Source organism: Micromonospora sp. A200 (assembly GCF_029893845.1).
GTDB lineage: Bacteria > Actinomycetota > Actinomycetes > Mycobacteriales > Micromonosporaceae > Micromonospora > Micromonospora purpureochromogenes.
Map to the genome: position 1 here is coordinate 159,498 of NZ_JARXXY010000014.1, position 17,636 is coordinate 177,133.

Annotated in this window: 21 protein-coding genes; 16 read left to right on the forward strand and 5 right to left on the reverse strand. The window is 72.0% G+C overall.

Features of this window, described 5'->3' with window-relative positions:
* The first annotated feature begins 18 nt into the window (after positions 1 to 18).
* Genes M2302_RS16015 through M2302_RS16040 form a run of 6 tightly spaced genes read left to right on the forward strand, consistent with a single transcriptional unit; the run spans position 19 to position 6,394 of the window.
* Entirely contained in the window at positions 19 to 1,353 is a 1,335-nt protein-coding gene (locus M2302_RS16015; protein ID WP_280838697.1) for an ABC transporter substrate-binding protein, read from the forward strand.
* A 3-nt stretch (positions 1,354 to 1,356) separates the two neighbouring features.
* Positions 1,357 to 2,253, forward strand: coding sequence for a sugar ABC transporter permease (locus tag M2302_RS16020; protein ID WP_280838698.1), 897 nt, complete (start codon positions 1,357 to 1,359; stop codon positions 2,251 to 2,253).
* The gene (locus M2302_RS16025; protein ID WP_280838699.1) at positions 2,250 to 3,125 is read left to right on the forward strand and encodes a carbohydrate ABC transporter permease; all 876 of its coding nucleotides are present in this window, start codon (positions 2,250 to 2,252) and stop codon (positions 3,123 to 3,125) included. The genes M2302_RS16020 and M2302_RS16025 overlap by 4 nt, the downstream gene beginning before the upstream one ends.
* Before the next feature lie 45 nt (positions 3,126 to 3,170).
* A complete protein-coding gene (locus M2302_RS16030; RefSeq protein WP_280838700.1) occupies positions 3,171 to 4,241 on the forward strand; it encodes an ABC transporter ATP-binding protein in 1,071 nt (356 codons plus the stop codon).
* 17 nt (positions 4,242 to 4,258) lie between these two features.
* Positions 4,259 to 5,650, forward strand: a complete 1,392-nt coding sequence (locus tag M2302_RS16035) for a glycoside hydrolase 100 family protein (protein ID WP_280838701.1) — start codon at positions 4,259 to 4,261, stop codon at positions 5,648 to 5,650.
* 9 nt (positions 5,651 to 5,659) lie between these two features.
* Positions 5,660 to 6,394, forward strand: coding sequence for a class I SAM-dependent methyltransferase (locus tag M2302_RS16040; protein WP_280838702.1), 735 nt, complete (start codon positions 5,660 to 5,662; stop codon positions 6,392 to 6,394).
* 18 nt (positions 6,395 to 6,412) lie between these two features.
* On the opposite strand, the gene M2302_RS16045 is transcribed toward M2302_RS16040, so the two are convergent.
* Complete coding sequence (locus M2302_RS16045; RefSeq protein WP_280838703.1) at positions 6,413 to 7,936, reverse strand: glycosyltransferase family 39 protein; 1,524 nt, start codon at positions 7,934 to 7,936, stop codon at positions 6,413 to 6,415.
* A gap of 110 nt (positions 7,937 to 8,046) precedes the next feature.
* Here M2302_RS16045 and M2302_RS16050 point away from each other — a divergent pair, with 110 nt between their 5' ends.
* Both M2302_RS16050 and M2302_RS16055 read left to right on the forward strand, forming a co-directional pair.
* The gene (locus tag M2302_RS16050) at positions 8,047 to 8,532 is read left to right on the forward strand and encodes a GNAT family N-acetyltransferase (protein WP_280838704.1); all 486 of its coding nucleotides are present in this window, start codon (positions 8,047 to 8,049) and stop codon (positions 8,530 to 8,532) included.
* A 48-nt stretch (positions 8,533 to 8,580) separates the two neighbouring features.
* Entirely contained in the window at positions 8,581 to 8,970 is a 390-nt protein-coding gene (locus tag M2302_RS16055; RefSeq protein WP_280838705.1) for a cupin domain-containing protein, read from the forward strand.
* Between the two features lie 4 nt (positions 8,971 to 8,974).
* On the opposite strand, the gene M2302_RS16060 is transcribed toward M2302_RS16055, so the two are convergent.
* Entirely contained in the window at positions 8,975 to 10,204 is a 1,230-nt protein-coding gene (locus M2302_RS16060; RefSeq protein ID WP_280838706.1) for an MFS transporter, read from the reverse strand.
* Between the two features lie 69 nt (positions 10,205 to 10,273).
* Between M2302_RS16060 and M2302_RS16065 the strand changes: the two genes are divergently transcribed.
* From M2302_RS16065 to M2302_RS16090, 6 genes are all read left to right on the forward strand, one after another.
* On the forward strand, positions 10,274 to 10,771 hold the full coding sequence (locus tag M2302_RS16065) for a MarR family transcriptional regulator (protein WP_280838707.1): 498 nt from the start codon (positions 10,274 to 10,276) through the stop codon (positions 10,769 to 10,771).
* A 55-nt stretch (positions 10,772 to 10,826) separates the two neighbouring features.
* On the forward strand, positions 10,827 to 11,345 hold the full coding sequence (locus M2302_RS16070) for a DUF2087 domain-containing protein (protein ID WP_280838708.1): 519 nt from the start codon (positions 10,827 to 10,829) through the stop codon (positions 11,343 to 11,345).
* A 52-nt stretch (positions 11,346 to 11,397) separates the two neighbouring features.
* Entirely contained in the window at positions 11,398 to 11,865 is a 468-nt protein-coding gene (locus M2302_RS16075; RefSeq protein ID WP_280838709.1) for a MarR family transcriptional regulator, read from the forward strand.
* Positions 11,866 to 11,940: 75 nt separating this feature from the next.
* Positions 11,941 to 12,354, forward strand: coding sequence for a DUF6069 family protein (locus M2302_RS16080; RefSeq protein WP_280838710.1), 414 nt, complete (start codon positions 11,941 to 11,943; stop codon positions 12,352 to 12,354).
* Positions 12,355 to 12,457: 103 nt separating this feature from the next.
* On the forward strand, positions 12,458 to 12,982 hold the full coding sequence (locus M2302_RS16085) for a GNAT family N-acetyltransferase (protein ID WP_280838711.1): 525 nt from the start codon (positions 12,458 to 12,460) through the stop codon (positions 12,980 to 12,982).
* Positions 12,983 to 13,053: 71 nt separating this feature from the next.
* On the forward strand, positions 13,054 to 13,485 hold the full coding sequence (locus M2302_RS16090) for an Hsp20/alpha crystallin family protein (protein WP_088962185.1): 432 nt from the start codon (positions 13,054 to 13,056) through the stop codon (positions 13,483 to 13,485).
* On the opposite strand, the gene M2302_RS16095 is transcribed toward M2302_RS16090, so the two are convergent.
* On the reverse strand, positions 13,475 to 14,488 hold the full coding sequence (locus M2302_RS16095) for a WYL domain-containing protein (RefSeq protein ID WP_280838712.1): 1,014 nt from the start codon (positions 14,486 to 14,488) through the stop codon (positions 13,475 to 13,477). The genes M2302_RS16090 and M2302_RS16095 overlap by 11 nt on opposite strands.
* 81 nt (positions 14,489 to 14,569) lie before the next feature.
* On the opposite strand from M2302_RS16095, the gene M2302_RS16100 reads away from it, so the two are divergent.
* Complete coding sequence (locus tag M2302_RS16100) at positions 14,570 to 15,568, forward strand: tyrosine-type recombinase/integrase (RefSeq protein WP_280838713.1); 999 nt, start codon at positions 14,570 to 14,572, stop codon at positions 15,566 to 15,568.
* A 57-nt stretch (positions 15,569 to 15,625) separates the two neighbouring features.
* On the opposite strand, the gene M2302_RS16105 is transcribed toward M2302_RS16100, so the two are convergent.
* Positions 15,626 to 16,000: a VOC family protein gene (locus M2302_RS16105; protein ID WP_280838714.1), complete on the reverse strand. Its 375-nt coding sequence runs from the start codon at positions 15,998 to 16,000 to the stop codon at positions 15,626 to 15,628.
* Positions 16,001 to 16,042: 42 nt separating this feature from the next.
* On the reverse strand, positions 16,043 to 16,480 hold the full coding sequence (locus M2302_RS16110) for a DUF6194 family protein (RefSeq protein WP_280838715.1): 438 nt from the start codon (positions 16,478 to 16,480) through the stop codon (positions 16,043 to 16,045).
* A gap of 233 nt (positions 16,481 to 16,713) precedes the next feature.
* Here M2302_RS16110 and M2302_RS16115 point away from each other — a divergent pair, with 233 nt between their 5' ends.
* Positions 16,714 to 17,172: a hypothetical protein gene (locus M2302_RS16115; RefSeq protein ID WP_280838716.1), complete on the forward strand. Its 459-nt coding sequence runs from the start codon at positions 16,714 to 16,716 to the stop codon at positions 17,170 to 17,172.
* The last annotated feature ends 464 nt before the right edge of the window (positions 17,173 to 17,636 follow it).

Here is a 17,636-nt window from a genome sequence, read left to right on the forward strand (position 1 = left end):
ACCACAGTGGAGGTCTTGATGTCTTCGATCAACGACAGGCCCCTCTCCCGGCGCACAGCCCTCAAGTTCGGTCTCGGGGTGACTGCGATGCCCTTCCTGGCCGGGCCCTTGTCGGGCTGTCAGGGCGCGAGCACGTCCGGCGGTGGAGACTTCACCTTCATCTCCACCCAGTTCACGCCGATCGAAGAAAAGCAGCGCTACGAGAAGATCCTCTCGACGCATGTCAAGGACTTCAAGATCGCCTACAACTCCATGACGGCCGGGGAGGTCGTCACGCAGGTCTCCGCTCAGGTCAAGGCGAACAAGGTCAGCATCGGACTGGTGGGGGGCCTGCACGGTGACCTCGCCGCCCTCGCCGACAACCTGGAAGACCTGGACACCGTCAAGTCTCAGCTGTCCTCCGCCGGCATCTCGGACGACCTCTGGTCGCTGGCGACGCTCGGCGGCAGCACGGTGAAGTACATCCCGTGGATGCAGGCCACCTACGTGGTGGCGGCGCACAAGTCGACGCTGGCGTACCTGCCGTCGGGTGCCGACCAGAACAAACTGACCTACGACCAGTACCTCCAGTGGGCGATCAACGCCAGGAAGGCCACCGGCAAGGCGGTCTTCGGCTTCCCCGCCGGGCCCAAGGGCCTCTATCACCGCTTCTTCCAGGGCTTCCTGCTGCCGAGTTTCACCGGCGGACAGGTCACCGGATTCGCATCCGCCGACGCGGTCACGGCATGGAAGTACATGAAGGAACTCTGGGCGAACATGAACCCCGCGTCGACGAACTACGACAACCTGCAGGAACCGATGGCACGCGGTGAGGTTCTGGTCGGCTGGGACCACGTGGCCCGTCTGGTCAATGCTCCCAAGGACAAGCCCGACGACTGGGTGATGCTGCCTTCCCCGACGGGCCCCAAGGGGCAGGGCTACATGCTCGTCGTCGCCGGCTTCGGCGTACCCAGGGGTGCCGACCTCGACCAGGCCACCAAGGTCATGACCGCGCTGTCGCAACTACCGGCCCAAGCGGAGACGTTGCGGCAGAACGCGTTCTTCCCGGTCGTCAAGGGCGACCTCCCGACGGACCTACCGCCGGCGGTCAGCCTCGAGGCAAAGGCCGTGGGCGCGCAGCAGAACGCGGTGAACGCCATCGTCGCCGTGCCGCCGGTCGGGTTGGGCAAGCGCGACGGCGAGGTGTCGCAGGTCTACAAGGACTGCTTCGCGCAGATCTGCAAGGACGGCAAGGAACCGGCAGCGGTGCTCGGCGCCCAGGCCAAGATCCTGCAGGGCATCCTCGACCAGGCCAAGGTTCCATGCTGGACGCCGGACAAGGCGGTTGCGGGTCAGACCTGCAGCGTGGCCTGAGCCATGACCAGGACGGAACTGGTACGAGAAGGCACGCGGGGAGGTCGTGCCAGCCGATCGCGCCGGCTCTCGCCGGCGCTGCTGCTGATCTCCCCGTCGATCATCCTCATGCTGCTGCTCTTCGCGTGGCCGATGGTCGCCGGCATCCTGCAGGCGTTCCAGTCGCCGGACGGGCTCGGCCTCGACCACATCGAGCGGATGGTCGGCGACGGCCAGTTCGGGCCCGCCGTGCGGAATACGCTGCTCCTCATCGTCGTTCTGCTGCCTGTGCAGTTCGTGCTCGCCATCGTCATGGCGCTGCTGCTGCACCAGCGGCCAAAGGGCCAGGGCTTCTACTTCTATCTCTGGGCGGTGCCGATCGCCGTCTCCGACCTGGCCGCGGGTCTGGTCTGGCTTGCGATCTTCACCGACAACGGGTACCTGAACTCGGCCCTGTCAACGATCGGTGTCGGCCCGGTGTCGTGGCTCTCCTACACCAACCCGACATCGCAGTTCACGGCGATCCTCGTCGCCGAGCTGTGGCGGGCGACGTCGCTCGTCATGGTCATCGTCGTCTCCGGCCTGCAGGGAATCCCCAAGGACTACGACGAGGCGGCCAACGTCTTCGGGGCGACCTACTGGACGAGGCTGCGGCACGTCTGGTTGCCGCTCCTCAAGCCGAGCCTGCAGGTGGCTCTGATCCTTCGGACGATCCTCGCCTTCCAGACCTTTGCCGTCGCGCAGGCCCTGACCGGCCAGGACTTCCCGTTGCTCGTCGGGGAGACCTACCGGTTCTACACGGCGCTGCAGAACCCGAATGTCGCCTCGGCGCTCGCGCTCGTCGTCATGTTCGTGTCGATGGCGGCGGCGTTCCTCTACCTGCGAGTGCTACGCGACGGGACAAAGGGGGCGGCCCGATGAGCACGCTGGCACCCTCGCGCACCGAACAGTCCGACGACGTACCCGTCGATCTGAGGCCGTTACGTCGGCTCAAGCGCAACCGCCTACTCCTCCAATTGGCGTGCGTCGCGGTCAGCCTGTTCATGGTCGTGCCGTTCTACCTGATCGCGGTCGCGGCATTCTCCTCTCCAGCCGCCATGAACGAGTTTCCGCTGCGGTTCCTGCCGACTGCCTTCTCGGTCGAGACGATGTCAACCTTCCTCAGCTCGACCGGTGTCGGTGCTGGCCTGATCAACTCCCTGATCGTCGCCGTCGGGACGCTGGCTCTCTCCCTCGTGGTCGGCGCGCCGGCCGGATACGCCATCGCCCGGTACGCCTTCAAGGGCCGTGACCAGTACCAACTCTTCCTGCTCTTCACCCGGGCGCTGCCCATCGTCGTGCTCTCGGTGCCGCTGGCCGAACTGTTCCTCAACGTCGGCATGTACGACACGCCGCTCGCCGTGGTGTTGCTGCACACGGCGCTGACGCTGCCGACGACGATCCTGGTCACCGCGAGCGTCTTCCTCGCGGTCCCGGTCGATGTCGAGGAAGCGGCCCGCATCTTCGGCTGCGGGCCGCTCGGTGCCTTCGGCCGCGTCGTCCTACCGCTCGCGCTGCCCGGGATCTCGGCTGCCTCGATCTTCACCTTCGTGCTGAGCTGGAACGAGGTGCTGGGCGCCACCATCCTCACCCTCAACCAGCGGACGCTGCCGGCCACCGTGCTCTCGTCCCTGTCCGACTCCCCGCTGACCTTCCGCTTCGCCGGCGGCTTCTTCCTCATCGTCCCGGCGTTGATCTTCATCGCGGTGATGCGCAAGTACCTGATCAACATGTGGGGGACCACCATCCGATGACCCGGCTCCGCCTCCCGCGCCGCACAGTGAAAGTGGACGACCACCATGGCTGACATCTCAATTCGTAACCTGGTCAAAACCTATCCTGGCGGCACCGAGCCGGCCACCAAGAACATCTCCCTGCACGTCGAAGACGGCGAGTTCATGGTCCTGCTCGGCCCGTCCGGCTGCGGCAAGACGACGCTGCTGCGGATGATCGCCGGGCTCGAGTTGCCCGATGCCGGGGCGATTGCGATCGGTGGCAGGGACATGACCTACCTGCCACCGAACCGGCGCAACCTGTCGATGGTGTTCCAGTCGTATGCGGTGTTCCCACACCGGCGCGTACGCCAGAACATCGGGTTCGGCCTGATGACCCGAAAGATGCCCAAGGATGAGATCGCCAAGAAGGTGGCCTGGGCGGCGGAGCTGCTCCAGCTGACTCCGTACCTGGACCGCTACCCGGCACAGCTCTCCGGCGGCCAGCGCCAGCGGGTGGCCGTGGCGCGAGCGATCGTCGTCGACGCCGACGTCCTGCTCATGGACGAGCCACTGTCGAACCTCGACGCCCTGCTGCGGCTCAACTTCCGCGCCGAGCTGAAGAAGATCGTCGAGCACATCGGCACGACCACCGTCTACGTCACCCACGACCAGGTCGAGGCGCTTTCACTCGGCGACCGGGTGGCGGTGATGGAGGCCGGCAAGATCGCCCAACTCGGACACCCGATGGAGGTGTACGACCGCCCAGCGGACACCTTCGTCGGGGGGTTCATCGGGTCGCCGCCAATGAACTTTCTCGATGGTCAGGTAGCCGATGACCGGATCATCTTCGGTGAGGGCGCCTCCATCCCCGCACCGGCGGCCGTACCGCGTGGTCCGATCAGGATCGGCATCCGTGCCGAGGCCATCTCCATCGCCGCGAACACTCCGGACCTGGTTCCCGCTGTCGTCGACGTCGTCGAGCCGTTGGGCGCCGCCACGTTACTGACGGTCAAGGTGGCCGACCAGAGCCTCAAGGTCCAGGTCCCACCGAGCCAGCGGGTCTCCCCGGGCGAGACGGTCCTCCTTCACTTCGCCCCCGACTCCGTGCGGCTTTACGACCCTCAGACCGGGCTGGGTCTGGTGACGAGCCAATGAACGACAGGAGCCTTGTTGTGGACGCGTCGACGTTGGATGAGGCGGCGCGGAGGGTTCTGCGCGACAACGACCTCGGCGGGATGGTGAAGGCCGCGCCGGCGCTCTACCCCCATCAATGGTCGTGGGATGCCGCCTTCATCTCCATCGGCCTGGCGCACATGTCCGTCGAGCGGGCGCTGCTGGAGCTGCGTAACCTCTTCGACGCGCAGTGGTCGACCGGCATGATTCCGCACATCGTCTTCTCCGACGTGCCCGGCTATTTTCCCGGGCCGGACGTGTGGGGAACCACCTCGGCCAGGGCCAAGCCCGGCGGGGTGCTCACCAGCGGAATCTGCCAGCCCCCCGCGCACGCCATCGCCCTGGCACGCATCCTCGACATCGCCCGGTCGCGGGGCGGGGCGGACGCCGTCCGTGCGGAGGCCTTCGTCGCCGAGCATCTGCCCAAGGTCGTCGCGTGGCACCAGTGGCTGACCGACATCCGCGACCCGTCGGGGCGTGGGCTGATTGAAATCCATCATGGCTGGGAGTCCGGCATGGACAACTCGCCACGGTGGGACTCCGCGTACGCGGGTGTGACCGTCGACGAGCTCGTCGAACTGCGCCGCCACGACACGAAGGTTGTCACCGATCTGGCCGACCGGCCGAGCGACGAGGAGTACCAGCGCTACCTCACGCTGGTCAGGGAGATGAAGTCGGTCGGCTACGACGACAAGATGATCGAAAAAGTGGTGTCCTTCCGCGTCCGGGACGTCTTCATGACCGCGGTGCTGGCCCTCGCAGCCGATGAGACCGCGCGGATGGCCGACAGCCTCGGGCGCGGGGACATCGCCGACCAGCAACGGCTGCTTGCCGAGCATGCCCGGCAGGGGGTCCTGTCGACCCTCGACCCGGTCACCGGCCGGTGCCGCGACTTCGACGAGATCCGCGGGTCCTGGATCCCCGCCGAGTCGGTGGCGTCCTGGTCGGTGGCGCTCTGCGGGGGGGACGAGACGGTGCGGCGTGAGCAGACCGCGATCCTCGCCGGGCCACGGTGGGCCGAGCATCCCTCACTGCGTTTCAAGGTGCCGCCATCCGTCTCGCCGGACGACCCGGGGTTCAAACCGCGTACCTACTGGCGTGGCCCGACCTGGCCATTCCTCAACTGGCTGTTCGTGTGGGCGCTGCGGCGGCACGGCGAGGATGCGCTTGCGGATCGATGGCGGGAACAGACCCTCGCCATGGTGGCGGATCGCAACTTCGGGGAGTACTACGACCCGCAGACCGGTGAGCCCGCCGGCAGCCACGCGCAGTCCTGGACAGCTGCCGCCATCGTCGACTGGCTGGCTGATCTTCCCACCGAGCAGAATGCTGCGCTGCGGCCACGGCCACGGCCACGGCCACTCCGGTCGGATCGGGAACCGTCCGGTTAGCGTGCGGCGGTGCGCAACGCGGAGTTCGCCGATCCCCGCCTCGTCGCGGTCTACGACGTCGAGTGCCCGTGGGGTCCCGACGACGACTTCTTCCTCGCCGAGGTCGGCGTCGACCCGGTCCGGGTGCTGGACTTCGGCTGCGGCACCGGCCGGCTGGCGCTGGCCCTGGCCGCCGCCGGGCACACCGTCACCGGCGTCGACCCGGCCCGCGCCTCACTGGACGCGGCGCGCGCCAAGCCCGGCGCGGACCGGGTCACCTGGATCGAGGGTGGCGCGGAGGTGCTGCCCGGCGGGGCGTACGACGTGGCGGTGATGACCAGCCACGTGGCGCAGTTCGTGGTGGACGACGACGAGTGGCGGCGGGTCCTCGCCGCGCTGCGTCGGGCGCTGCGTACGGGTGGCCGGCTGCTCTTCGACTCCCGGGATCCGGCCGACCGGCGCTGGGAGCGGTGGAACCGGGTCGACTCGCGCCGGTCCGTTCACCTGCCGGACGGCTCCGTCGTGGTCACCTGGACCGAGGTGACCGACGCCCAAAACGGCGTCGTGCGCTTCACCCGTCACTTCGGCTTCGCCGACGGTGAGCTGCGCGGCGACGCGGTGCTGCGGTTCCGTACCGAGGGGGAGTTGCGGGACTCGCTCGCCGAGGCGGGTTTCCGGGTGCGGCGCATCCACGGCGGCTGGCAGGGGGAACCGGTGGGTGCGGGGGACGACGGCGAGTTCGTGGTGGTGGCGACGGCGGGCTGATTCCCGGCGGTGCCCCGCTCAGCCGGCGTGGCGTACCTCCTGGTCCCAGATCTGGTCCCACGGGCGCCGCAGGCCCTGACAGAGCCAGATCGGGCCGCCGTTCTCGTCGTTCTCCACGTCGACGCGCTGGTCGACCCGGCCGGCGAGGGTGACCTGCCGGAACCAGCCGCGCAGCTGGTCGGGGCGGTCCCAGCCGACCGCGATCACGGTGTCGGCGTGGGCGGGCGGCCGGCCGAACTCGGCCATGCTGTTGTGCCCGGAGTAGGCGCGGGGCAGGTCGCGGGCGGGACCGTAGCGGGCGACGGCGCCGGCCTCGCCGTAGTTGCCGGTGAGGATCACCGTGCGCTGCCGCTGCTCCGGCGGCAGGCCGCGGTGCACGGCGGCGAGCGAGTCGGCGAACGCCGGCCAGCCGATGGTCTCCCCGGCGTCGTAGTTGACCTCGACGACGAAGCCGGGCAGCCGGTCGGCGGGCAGCGTGGGCAGCAGCAGCACCGCGCTGCCGGTGACCGCGACGACAGCGGCGGCGGCCAGCAGGACCCGACGCGGCACGGTGCGCGCCCAGTCGACGGTGACGATCGCGCCGGCGGCGGTGAGCACCAGCAGCAGCGGCGCGTCGTAGTAGCCCTTGCCGCCGGCCACCAGCACGATGCCGAACACCACCAGCCAGGCCCAGCCCAGCGCCCGGTAGGTCCGCCACCGGGGGTGGCGCAGCAGGGCGACCAGCCCGGCGACCCAGATCGGCACCGCCATCGGGCTGATGATGAGCAGTTGCAGCACGACCGCGTCGAGGCGGCCGCTGTAGGAGCTGTCCCCGTCGGCGATCGACGAGGCGACCGCGAGCTGCGGGAAGTCGTGCGCGGCCTGCCAGGCGAGGTTCGGCGCGGCGAGCAGCGCGGCCAGCGCCACGCCGGCGAGCACCCACCGGTCGCGCAGCAGCCGGCGCGGCCCGGCGATCGCCACCCCGGCGAGCAGGCCCACGCCGAGCAGCGCGGGCAGCAGCTTGTTGAGCATCCCGACGCCGAGTACCGCGCCGAGGCCGAGCGCCCAGCGCGGGTCGCCGCGCAGCACCCGGACCGCGCAGTATGCCGCGGCCAGCCAGACCAGCAGGTCCACGGTGGTGGTGCTGAGCAGGTGCCCGGTGGCGAGGACGACGCCGGCCACCGCGGCGGTGCCGGCGGCGAGGAGCTGCCCGCCGCGTCCGGCGCCGAACTGGCGGGCCAGCGCCGCCACCAGCAGCACCGCGGCCCCGGCGATCAGGGCCGACGGGGTACGCAGCACGACGAGGTTGCCCGGGGCGAGGGTGTCCATCGCTCGGGCCAGGGCCGGGACGAGCGGCCCCTGGTCGACGTAGCCCCAGTCCAGGTGCCGACCGCAGAGCAGGAAGTACAGCTCGTCGCGGTGGTAGCCGTACCGGTGGGCGAGCGCCAGCAGCACGACGGTGACCGCGCCGGCGACCAGCCACGGCCCCTTCGTGTGGGGCCCGGGTGGTGGCGGCCCGGCGGGGGCTGCCGCGTCCGGGCGGTCGGTGACGGGTACGGCCACGCTCCCATGGTGACCGCTCGGGTGCGTGCCGCGCTGTCCCGTACCGGTCACGGTTCGGCACCGTCGAACCCGGTTGGCGTCGCGGCGGCGCTGCGGTTAGCTTTGCTCCGATGCTGATCAGAGAGTTCGCCGACGCCGACTGGCCGCAGGTGTGGTCGATCGTGCGGGAGGTCGTCGTCGCGGCCGACACCTTCGTCTACGACCCGGGGCTGACCGAGGAGTCGGCACGCGCCATGTGGGTGGAGGCATCACCGGGCGTCACCGTGGTCGCCCTCGACGGTGACCGGGTCCTCGGCACGGCGAAGATCGGCCCGAACAAGCCCGGGCCCGGCGCGCACGTCGCCACGGCCAGTTTCATGGTGTCCGCCGAGGCGCGGGGCCGGGGCGTCGGCCGGGCGATGGTCGAGTACGCCCTGGACTGGGCCCGCCGGCAGGGGTACGCGGCGATGCAGTTCAACGCGGTGGCGGAGTCCAACACGTGGGCGGTGGAGCTGTACCGGCGGCTCGGGTTCACGGTGATCGGCACCGTGCCGGAGGCGTTCGCGCTGCCGGACGGCAAGCGGGTCGGCCTGCACATCATGCACCGCTTCCTCTGAGCCCTGCGGGGGACACCCGCGCGGGCGCGGCGGTGCCAGGATGGGCCGATGAGCGATGAGCCGATCGACCTGGCGGTGGCACTGGCCGGTTTCGACCAGCTGTGGAGCCCGCGGATCGTCACCCGGGTCAACGACTACGACGTACGGATCGCCAAGGTGGCCGGGGAGCACGTCTGGCACGTCCACGACCACACCGACGAGTTCTTCCTGGTCCTCGACGGCGAGCTGCGCATCGCGCTGCGCGACGGCGACGGCGAGCGGACGGTGGTGCTGCCCCGCGGCGCGGTGTACGTGGTGCCGCGCGGGACGTCGCACCGGCCGTCCTCGGTGGACGGGGCGTCCATCCTGATGTTCGAGCCGTCCGGCACGTCCAGTGTCGGGGACCGGCACGACGAGGTCCCCGAGCACGTGGACGCCACCACCGGTCACGCGCTCTGACCGGTCAGCCCACCGCCGTCCCGGCCCGCTCCGGCGCCGGGGCGGCGGGCCAGGTCAGCCGCCGTACGCCGGGCACGGCGGCGGTGCCGGCGCAGGCGAGCGCGACCAGCAGCGCCGCCCCGGCCAGCGGCGCGGACGCGCCCCAGGCTCCGGCGGCGAGCGGGGCGACCGCGTAGCCGATCGGCATCGCGCCCAGCGACATCAGCCAGTCGTACGAGGTGACCCGGGCGAGCACCTCGGGCGCGAACTGCCCCTGCACGACGGTTTCCCAGATCGGGTTGAGGAAGCCCAGCGCGGTCAGCGCGAGGCAGTACGCGGCGATCACCGCCGGGGCGGGCGCCGCGGCGGCCAGCAACACCAGCGGGACCGCGTACGTGGCCAGGGCGAGGTTGCCGACCAGGACGGGCCGGCGGGGCCGGAACCGGCTGGCCATCAGCGAGCCGGCCAGCATGCCGACGGCACCGCCCTGGAGCATGAGCACCCACACGCCCTCGCCGCCGAGGCGGTCGACGGCGACCGCGGGGCCGAGGGTCATCAGCACGGCCGCGGCGCCGTTCCACACGCCGTGCCCGACCAGGCTGGTCCAGTACCAGTCGCGGGCGCGCACCTCCCGCCAGCCGCGCACCAGGTCGGTGCCGAGGGAGCGGTGCGGCACCGGCACGTGCCGGACCCGGATCGCGGCCAGCAGCAGGGCGCTGACGGCGAAGGAGATCCCGTCGAGGACGAACGCCCAGCCGGGGCCGGCGGCCCAGATCAGCAGGCCGGCGAGGGCGGGGCCGGCGAGCCGGCTGGCGTTGGCGGTCACCCCCAGCAGGGCGTTGGCGCGTTGCCGCCCGTCGGCCTCGACGGTGCCGGCGACCAGCGGCGCGGCGGTGGGGATGGCGAAGGCGGAGGCGGCGCCGCCGACTGCGGAAGCCACCGCCACGTGGGTCAGCGACGGGGCGTCGGCGAGCAGTTGCACCCCGACCACCAGTTGGGCGGCGCAGCGCACCAGGTCGGTGGTCACGGCGACCCGTTGGGCGTGGAACCGGTCGGCCACCACGCCGCCCAGGGGCAGCAGGAGCAGCCGGGGGACCATGGCGCAGGCCAGGACCAGGGCCAGCGAGCCGGTGGAGCCGGTCGCGCGGAGCACCGCCAGGGCGAGGGCGACCGGTACGACCGCGTCGCCCAGGCCCGAGACGGTACGGCTGAGGAACAGCAGCCGGAAGGAGCGTACGCGGAGAGGATGGGTCACCCCGACAACTTATTTCGACATCGAACATTTCGTCAACGAATATTTAGCTGTCGACGTACAGTGGCCGGCATGACCGCACGCGACCGCACCGATCGGCACATCGAGCGCTGGCTGCCCGTGCTGCCGGAACTCGACCCCGACGTCGAGGGGGCGGTCACCCGGATGTCCGGCTTCACCCGGCACCTGCGCACCGTCAAGGACCGCTCCCTGGCCGAGCTCGGCCTGCCCGCCCACGAGTACGACACCCTGCACGCCCTCGCCGGGCGGCGCGGCCGGGCGACCCCCGGCGAGCTGGCCGACGACATGGCGATGGCCCCCGCCTCGGTGACCGCCCGGGTCGACGCCCTGGAGCGACGTGGCTTCGTGCGGCGCATCCCGTCGACGGTGGACCGCCGCCGGGTCGACGTGGAGCTGACCGACGCCGGGCGCGCCGCCTGGCATGCGGCGATCGAGGTGATCGGCCAGGAGGAGCACCGCCTGCTCGGCGTGCTCACCCCGGACGAGCGCCGACTCCTGGCCGACCTGCTGCGGCGGGTCTCCCTGCACGCCGAGCGCAGCACCGGTTGAGCCGGGCGGGAAAACGCCTGGCGTCGCCGGTGAGCCGACTGGCAGGGTGGCCGGCATGACGGCCCAGACTCTGGCGGGCGCCCTCGCCGACCACCTACGGCGACAGGTCTTCGCGGCGATCGTGCTCGGCGCCGCCGACGCGACGGCGGTGGCGGACCGCACCGGTCTGCCCACCCGGCAGGTGGTCACCGCGCTGCGGCGGCTGGTCGAGACCGGGGTGATCACCGACGCGGGCGGTGACCTGCGGGTCGACGCCGACCGGTTCCGCGAGGCCGCGCGGACGCCGGCACCGGACGCCGCCGCGGAGGAACCGACGGACCGGGTGCTGCGCACCTTCCTGCGCGATGGGGTGGTGGTGCGGCTGCCGGCGCAGCGCGGCCGGCGGCGGGTGCTGCTGGCCCACGTCGTGGCTGCGTTCGAGCCGGGCGTGCGCTACCCGGAACAGGCGGTCGACGAGATCCTGCGGCGCTGGTGCGACGGCGGCGGCTCGGATCACGTGACCCTGCGTCGCCACCTGGTGGACGAGCAGTTGCTCGCCCGTGAGCAGGGGATCTACTGGCGGATCGGGCCGTGACCGTCCGGGGCGCAAACCATCTGGTGCCGGACGGTGTTGTTAGCCTCGGAGCATGACCTCGCGCTCGCCCGGTGGCTCACCCGACCTGATGTTCCTGCTCTCCTGGGCGAGCCACGCGCTGATGGCGGAGCACGCCGCCGGCCTGGCCCGGCTGGGCATCTCCCCGCGCGCGCACTGCGTGCTGCTCAAGGCGCGGCCCGGGGGGCTCACCCAGCGGCAGATCGGCGAGCTGTGCGGGATCGACAAGACCACCATGGTGGTGACCCTGGACCAGTTGGAGGGCGCGGGCCTGGCCCGCCGCCTGCCCTCGCCGAGCGACCGGCGGGCGCGGCTGGTCGAGGTGACCCCGGAGGGGGAGAAGGTCCTCGACGAGGCGCAGGGGATCGCCGGCCGGATCCAGCAGGACGTGCTGGCCACCCTGCCCGAGGCCGACCGCGCCGTGTTCCTGCGCTCGATCAGCGCCCTGGTCGGCGGCCGACTCGCCGGCGGCGGGGCCTGCGGCGTCCGCCCCGCCTGCTAGTCCCGAGCAGGATAGTTCCGAGCAAAACTATCTGGTACGGTCGCACCTGTCTGGTCCCCTGACCGAGGAGCACGCATGACCGCGACCACGCATCCCACCGCCACGACCCCGCCCCTGCGCCGCCGCACCCTCGGCGTGGCCGTCACCGTCCTGACCTGCGTCGTGCTCTGGATCGTGGGCGCGGTCGCCGGGGTCGACTACACCGTCGAAAATCCCGGGCAGCCGGCGTTCGTCGTCGGCGTCGTGCCGGTCATCGTCTTCTCCCTCGGCTCGGCGCTGGTGGGCTGGGCGGGGCTGGTCCTGCTGGAGCGCTTCGCCGGCCGGCGGGCCACCGCCATCTGGATCACACTCGCGGTGCTGATCGCCCTGCTCTCCCTCGTCCCCGTCGTCGCCACCGAGGCCACCACCGGCGCCAAGGTGATGCTGGCGCTGATGCACCTGGCGGTCGCCGCGGTGCTGATCGCCTTCCTGCCACGGCGCGCCCGCTGACAATCGACGCGTGACGGCGGCGTCCCCGCTACGGGGACGCCGCCGCGTTTCCGGCCAGGTGCCGTCGACGGAAATCCGTTGACCTCGGCGCGAGGATCGACGGGTGCGCACCACTGACCCCACCACCTGGACGCTGATGCCGGCCCGGCCCGCCGACCCCGACGCGGCGGATCTGCTGTGGCGGTACTTCGAGGAGATCGTCCGCCGCTACCACCGTCGACCCGCCAGGCCCGGCGAGGTCGAGGCGGCGATGGTCGAGTCACCCAGCGACGACCTCGTCCCGCCAACCGGGCTGCTGCTGATGGCGTACCGCGCCGGCCGACCCGCCGGCTGCGCCGGGCTGCGGCGACGGCCCGACTGGGCGGAACTGACCCGGGTCTACGTCCACCCCGCCCACCGGGGCCGCGGCGGCGGCGCGGCGCTGCTGGCCGGCGCCGAGCGGCACGCCCGCGCGTCCGGTGCCGACCGGATCCGGCTGGACACCCGCGCCGACCTCGTCGAGGCCCGCGCCCTGTACGCCCGGCACGGCTACCACGAGATCCCCGCCTACAACGACGACGTGTACGCAGAGCACTGGTTCGAGAAGGTCCTCCGCGAGTTGACGCCGGGCGCGCGGCGCGCTAAATAGAGAAGAGGAAGTTGAGTCGCACCGACTCAACTAAGACACCTTCGGCCAGGAGAACCGAGGAGGCACGACCCATGCTGATGCGTACCGACCCGTTCCGTGAGATCGACCGGCTCGCCGAACAGCTGTTCGGCACCACCAGCCGCCCCGCCGTCATGCACCTGGACGCCTACCGCGACGGCGACCACTTCTACGCCGCGTTCGACCTGCCCGGCGTCGACCCCGACAGCATCGACTGCACCGTCGAGCGCAACGTGCTGACCGTCCGCGCCGAGCGGCGCCGCCCCACCGGCGACAACGTCGAGCTGGTCGCCGCCGAACGTCCGATGGGCACCTTCACCCGGCAGCTGTTCCTCGGCGACACCCTCGACGCCGATCGCCTCGAGGCCGGGTACGACAACGGCGTGCTGACGCTGCGCATCCCGATCGCGGAGCGCGCCAAGCCGCGCCGGGTCACCGTCACCGCCGGCAGCAGCGGCAACGGGCACAAGCAGCTCACCTCGTGACGGTGGGACTGCCGGTGGAGGGGTCCGCCGGCGTCGGATAGATGGCGGCCATCGCGTGGGCGCTGGCCGCCATCAGCTCCCGCAGCTCCGCCGGGGCGAGCACCTCCACCTGCGCGCCCAGCTTCAGCAGCTCGGTGTGCCCGTGTCGCACCGACTCGATCGGCACCGTCGTGTGCAGCCAGCCCTGCGCGTCCGGCGCTTCGGCCGCCGCCCGGGCCGCCCGGCTCATCGCCGGCGGGAAGACGTACGCCATGAACTCCAGCGCCGCGGCCGTGACCCGCACCCGCGCCTCGTCGCGGTAGACGCCGCGCTCGTACCGGTCGGTCCACTCGCGCCAGAAGGCGACCAGGTCGAAGTCGGCGGGCCGGTCGAACCGCTCGTCGCGCACGGTCAGCGCCAGGACGGCCGCGACCCGGTAGGTGCGGACCTGCTCCCCGGCCCGGGCCACCAGGTACCAGCGGCCGGCCTTGAGCACCACGCCCAGCGGCGCCAGCACCCGGCTGACCTCGCGGGGGCGCTTCCACCGCTGGTAGCGGAGATCGACCAGGCGCTCCTCCCAGATCGCGTCGGCCAGCGCGGTCAGGTGCGGGGTGGGTTCCGGGTCCCGGAACCAGCCGGGCGCGTCCAGGTGGAACCGCTGCCGGATCCGGTCACCCTGCTCCGCCAGGTCCGGCGGCAGGGCGGCGCGCAGCTTCAACTCGGCCGCGGTGAGGACCGCGCCCAGGCCCAGCTCGGCGGCCGGCCCGGGGACCCCGGCCAGGAACAGCGCTGCCGCCTCGTCGGAGGTCATCCCGGTCAGCCGGGTGCGGTAGCCGCCGAGCAGCCGGTAACCGCCGGCCGGGCCCCGGTCGGCGTACACCGGCACGCCGGAGGCGCCGAGCGCCTCGACGTCGCGGTAGACGGTACGCACCGAGACCTCCAGCGCCTCGGCGAGTTCCTGGGCGGTCATCCGCCCCCGGGCCTGCAGGAGCAGCAGCAGGGAGACCAGCCGGCTGGCGCGCACCCGACGACGGTAGCGCGCGGCGCGGATCCGCTCGGGCGCGCCTCGTGGTCATTGGCCGCCGAGGCTGAGAGCCTTTTTCACATGCTGCGTTCTGACGTCCCGGTCCTGCCCCGCGCCTCGGCCCGGCCCGCCCTGCCGACCGGGCCGGTCGACTTCACCGAGGCGTGGCTGCGCAACCGGCGGCTGTCGGAGCACACCCGCGCCGCGTACCGGCGGGACATCGCCGGCTGGCTGGCCTGGTGCGCCGCCCGTGAACTGGACCCGCTGCACGCCAACTTCCTCGACGTCAACGCCTACGGCCGCGACCTGGAGGCCACCCTGGGCGCGCGGACCGGCCGGCCGCTGACCCCGGCGACCGTCGCCCGCAAGCTCTCCGCGCTCTCCAGCTGGTACGAGTTCCTGGTCAAGCTGCGGGCGGTGGAGGCGAACCCGGTCTCCGGCGCCGACCGGCCGCGCGTCGACCGGGACCACTCGGCCACCATCGGGCTCACCCCGGAGGAGGTGGACGCGTTGCTGGTCGCCGCCGACACCGACACCGGCCCGACCGCCGCCCGCAACCGGGCCGCCATCGCCCTGCTCGCCGACCTCGGCCTGCGGGTGGGGGAGCTGGTCTCGCTGAACCTCGACGACCTGGGCGCCGAGCGGGGGCACCGCAGCGTGCGGTTCGTCGGCAAGGGCGGCAAGCCACGCCGTCGGGCGCTGACCCCCGGCACCGCGTACGCCGTGGATGCGTACCTGGCCGACCGGGCGGCCGCGCAGGGGGTGGGCGTGGAGCAGCTCACCGGCCCGCTGCTGGCCACCGCCACCGGCGGTCGACTCGATCGGCACTCGGTGTTCCGGCTGGTCCGCCGGCTGGCCCTGGCCGCCGGCATTCCGGCGGCGGCGAAGCTGTCGCCGCACTCGCTGCGGCACGCCTTCGCCACCACCGCCCGCGCCGAGGGCGTGCCGCTGGAGGACGTGCAGGACGCCATGGGTCACGCCGATCCGCGCACCACCCGCCGCTACGACCGGGACCGGCACAACCTCGACCGGGACCCGGCGTACGCGATCTGGGCGGCGCGGGCCCGCCGCCGCGGCTGACCCGCGCCGCACCAGGGAGACGACCAACGTCGCCCCCGGTCCGGCCGGCGGCGGCCGTCAGCCGCGCGGGCGGGGGCAGATGCAGAACGGCTGGCCCACCGGGTCGAGCAGCACCACCCAGCGCCCGTCGCCGGGCTGGAACTCGGGCTTCGTCGCGCCCGCCGCCACGAACTCCTTCTCCGCGACGGTCAGGTCGTCGACGTACAGGTCGAGGTGGTAGCGCTTGGCGGAGGTCTCGTCGGGCCAGCGCGGCGGCTGGTAGCCGTCGACCCGGCCGAACCCGATCGAGACGCCGTCGGGCCTGCTGATCATGGCGTAGTCGGCGTCGCTGTGGGTGATCTCCCAGCCGAGGACGCGGTGGTAGAAGTCGGCGTGCGCGGCCGGGTCGGAGCTGTCCAGGTTGACCATGGCGAGGTCGGCGGTGACTGTCATGACCGCAAGGCTGCCGCAGGTACCTGACATCTTCTGACAGGTTCAGTCGGCGTGCCGGCGGCGGCCCCGGTTGGCGTGCTTGCGGACGGCGAAGTGGTACGCGTCGGCGAGCAGTTCGGAGACCAGTTCCCGGGTCGCCGGGCCGGGGTCGACGACGCACACCCAGTGCTGCGCGGCGTAGACCGGGTGCGGCAGCAGCGTGTCGGCGCGGGTGTGGTCGACGGCGGCCGGCGGTGTCGGGTACAACGACAGGTACCGCGCCCGGGTCAGCCCGATGTTGAGCCGCCACGCCCCCGGCCGGTCCAACGCCGAGGCGGTGTCGTAGTGGTCGCCGGTCACGATCGTGGCGAACGGCAGCCACCGGTCGGCGGGCAGGTCACCGAGCGGGTCGTAGACGAGGAACGTGTCGCCGCCACCGTCGACGGCGGTGACCCCCTCGAACGAGTCGCAGATGTGTCGCTTCATGTCGTCGGCGTCCATGGCTTCAATTTTTTCATTGAAGCTCCTTGTGAAAGTTGAGCCGGACTTCGCGCTCGAAGCCCGGCTCAACCCTCAACTGCGGCGGCAACCCCTCAGGTCGAGATGGTGGTGGGTCGCCGGCGATGTCCCCGTGCCGAAGCCAGCGCCGCGGCCGCCCGTGGACGGTGCCGTGGCGAATGCGACAGGAGCGATGTTCCTGCGCGGACCGGACGCTGCGCATACGGTCGCAGGTGATGGGCGGTGAGCAGGCGTGGACCCGACCGGCCCGGCCCCGCCGGCCGGTACGCACCGGTCTGCTGCTGGGTGGCCTGACGATGGCGCTGTGCCTGGTCGGCGTGGCCGGGCTGGGCGCCTGGAACGTGCAGGTGGTGATGCAGGCCGGCGGCCCGGTGCGGGAGACCGCCGACGGGTTCTTCCGGGAGCTGTCCGCCGGCGAGGTCGACCGGGCGTACGACCGGCTCTGCGACCAGGCGCGCGGCCGGTGGAGCGAGGTCGGCTTCGCCGGCTGGGTGAAGACCCCGCCGGTGGTCAGCGGCTACGAGATCCTCGACGTGTCGGTGCGCACCAAGGCCGGCCGCCCGATCGGTGAGGTGACCGTCCGCGTCACCCGCGACGGCGGGGCCGCCGAGGAGCGCCGGCTGCCGGTGGTGAAGGAGGACGGCGAGTGGCGGGTCTGCGGGGACCCGTTCTAGTGCGGTGTCCACTAACGTTCACCGGGTGTCCGGTGGGTGTTGTGGATCCTCGCCGGTTGGGCGAGCGACTCCCCACCGGGTGGTGGGCGGGCCTCCGCGGGCCAACTGATCCTCGCGCCACCCATGCTGGGCGCCGCGGGTCACGTCGGGACCGTCCGGCACCGGGGAGGTGCCGGCCGGCTCGACGGTGCGTGACCACCTGCGGCAGCACGACGGCTGTCGGGGTGGTGGGTCCGCCGCCCGGGGTTCGGGTGGCGATGCTGGCGGCCGCGACGAGGTCGCGGTGCCCGGAGAACGCGCAGTGCGGGCAGGACAGGGTCCGCCCGCGGGGTTTCGGTACCCGGCGGGCGCAGGCCGGGCAGGTGGAGAAGGTGCCGCGTTCGTCGACCAGCCGGACGGTGATGCCGGCGAGGGTGGCCTTGTCGGTGAGGACCTGCAGGAGCCGGCCGATCTGCCACTGCCGC

What these genes read in the sequence shown, in the direction of transcription:
- M2302_RS16080 (WP_280838710.1), top strand. Translation starts at nt 11,941, where the DNA reads ATGACCGCGACCACGCATCCCACCGCCACGACCCCGCCCCTGCGCCGC.
- M2302_RS16055 (WP_280838705.1), top strand. Translation starts at nt 8,581, where the DNA reads ATGAGCGATGAGCCGATCGACCTGGCGGTGGCACTGGCCGGTTTCGAC.
- M2302_RS16020 (WP_280838698.1), top strand. Translation starts at nt 1,357, where the DNA reads ATGACCAGGACGGAACTGGTACGAGAAGGCACGCGGGGAGGTCGTGCC.
- M2302_RS16115 (WP_280838716.1), top strand. Translation starts at nt 16,714, where the DNA reads ATGGGCGGTGAGCAGGCGTGGACCCGACCGGCCCGGCCCCGCCGGCCG.
- M2302_RS16100 (WP_280838713.1), top strand. Translation starts at nt 14,570, where the DNA reads ATGCTGCGTTCTGACGTCCCGGTCCTGCCCCGCGCCTCGGCCCGGCCC.
- M2302_RS16015 (WP_280838697.1), top strand. Translation starts at nt 19, where the DNA reads ATGTCTTCGATCAACGACAGGCCCCTCTCCCGGCGCACAGCCCTCAAG.
- M2302_RS16025 (WP_280838699.1), top strand. Translation starts at nt 2,250, where the DNA reads ATGAGCACGCTGGCACCCTCGCGCACCGAACAGTCCGACGACGTACCC.
- M2302_RS16075 (WP_280838709.1), top strand. Translation starts at nt 11,398, where the DNA reads ATGACCTCGCGCTCGCCCGGTGGCTCACCCGACCTGATGTTCCTGCTC.
- M2302_RS16105 (WP_280838714.1), bottom strand. Translation starts at nt 16,000, where the DNA reads ATGACAGTCACCGCCGACCTCGCCATGGTCAACCTGGACAGCTCCGAC.
- M2302_RS16090 (WP_088962185.1), top strand. Translation starts at nt 13,054, where the DNA reads ATGCTGATGCGTACCGACCCGTTCCGTGAGATCGACCGGCTCGCCGAA.
- M2302_RS16030 (WP_280838700.1), top strand. Translation starts at nt 3,171, where the DNA reads ATGGCTGACATCTCAATTCGTAACCTGGTCAAAACCTATCCTGGCGGC.
- M2302_RS16070 (WP_280838708.1), top strand. Translation starts at nt 10,827, where the DNA reads ATGACGGCCCAGACTCTGGCGGGCGCCCTCGCCGACCACCTACGGCGA.
- M2302_RS16050 (WP_280838704.1), top strand. Translation starts at nt 8,047, where the DNA reads ATGCTGATCAGAGAGTTCGCCGACGCCGACTGGCCGCAGGTGTGGTCG.
- M2302_RS16110 (WP_280838715.1), bottom strand. Translation starts at nt 16,480, where the DNA reads ATGGACGCCGACGACATGAAGCGACACATCTGCGACTCGTTCGAGGGG.
- M2302_RS16065 (WP_280838707.1), top strand. Translation starts at nt 10,274, where the DNA reads ATGACCGCACGCGACCGCACCGATCGGCACATCGAGCGCTGGCTGCCC.